The sequence below is a fragment of the Ligilactobacillus acidipiscis DSM 15836 genome (genome assembly GCF_001435755.1).
GTDB lineage: Bacteria > Bacillota > Bacilli > Lactobacillales > Lactobacillaceae > Ligilactobacillus > Ligilactobacillus acidipiscis.
Genome location: NZ_AZFI01000278.1, coordinates 1 through 1,405 on the forward strand (window position 1 = coordinate 1; position 1,405 = coordinate 1,405).

General features: G+C 43.1%; 2 protein-coding genes. Both read right to left on the minus strand.

The window, feature by feature from the left end; all coding sequences use genetic code 11:
- The coding region (locus tag FC65_RS10660; protein WP_202813875.1) for a hypothetical protein at window positions 1–390 on the minus strand (390 nt) is incomplete at its 3' end.
- 65 nt (window positions 391–455) lie between these two features.
- Window positions 456–1,283, minus strand: a complete 828-nt coding sequence (locus tag FC65_RS10665) for an exodeoxyribonuclease III (protein ID WP_056972717.1) — start codon at window positions 1,281–1,283, stop codon at window positions 456–458.
- Window positions 1,284–1,405: the final 122 nt, after the last annotated feature.

Genomic DNA, 1,405 nt, shown 5'->3' on the forward strand with positions numbered 1-1,405 from the left:
GTCAAACAACTCTGCAGCTGACCTTAAGCCCAAGTATGCCGGTAAGTCTAGCTGATCGAGCATCTCGATCAAGTTTTTCCGCATTCCGCCTGCAAAGCGACTAGCTTTTTTACAGCTGAGCAAGCGTGCATTCAAGGTTAAATCTAAGTTGGCGCGATACGTTTGAAAGGCTATTTCTGTCTGCGTCCACCCGGGGCAAATACCTACGATCATTATGCGAGCTTTGCGCTGGGTAATTAAGTTGTGCGGCGCAAAGTAAATTTGCAGCCGCTCATCTTGAGCCAACAAAAAGCGCTTTGTGAGCAATTCTTTTTTAGTATAATGACCGTCTGTTTTGAGCGGTAACCTGCTGATTTCAGTCAGATACTGCATCAGATCTGCTTTTTCCATGCTGCCCCCTTCGCAATTAGAAAAAAGTCCTAAAAGTTAAGACTTATTTTTGCAAATATGTTTTTCTAAAGGTCGATCTCTAGGTAAATCGGTGTATGATCTTGTCTCGTACCAGAATCGATCATTTCAGATTTAATGATTTTGTCTTTGATGCGGTCGCTGACCAGGTAATAGTCGATCCTCCAGCCCGAGTTGTTCGTTTTGCTGGTTTTGACCCGTTGAGCCCACCATGAATAAGCTCCGGTGACATTACCATGAACAGTCCGGAAGCTGTCGGTAAATCCGCTTTCCAAAAGTTTAGTAAAATCAATCCGTTCTTCATCAGTAAAACCGGCGGAACGATGATTACGGTCTGGGTGAGCCAAGTCGATCTCTTCGTGCGCACAGTTAAAATCACCTGAACTGATGACTGGCTTTTGTTGATCTAATGTCTGTAAATATTCAATATATTTCTGATCCCATACCTGGCGGTCGCTCAAACGGTCGAGCTTATTGCCAGAATTAGGTGTGTAAACTTGGGTCACGAAACACTTCTCAAATTCAAGTGTGGTGATCCGTCCTTCTTGATCCATCGTCGCTGGTGCACCAATCTGTGGATAGGTGACTGTGGGGTCTAACGATTTTTTGTAGATGAACATCGTGCCCGCGTAAGATTTTCGTGCTGGCTCTTCAGAACTGCGCCAGGCAAGCGCATAGTCGGGGAAAAAGTCATTCAAAACTTCCACATGTTTTTTAGTTGGCCCCTTGGCAGAAAGCTTGGTTTCTTGAATTGCGATCACATCAGCATCGTATGTACTGATAGTTTTTAAAACATCACGCGATAGAAGTGCTCGATTAGAATCACTAGTCAAAGCAGCATTTAAAGAATCAATATTCCATGAAATTAGTTTCACTATTTTTCTCCTTTAACATTTAAATTTGTTGTTACTGATTACTATAACACGAAATACGTTTAAATCGAGCCACTCCTGCCTTTCTGCCGGCAAATCGGGTAGGAGATAGTTCACACTATCGA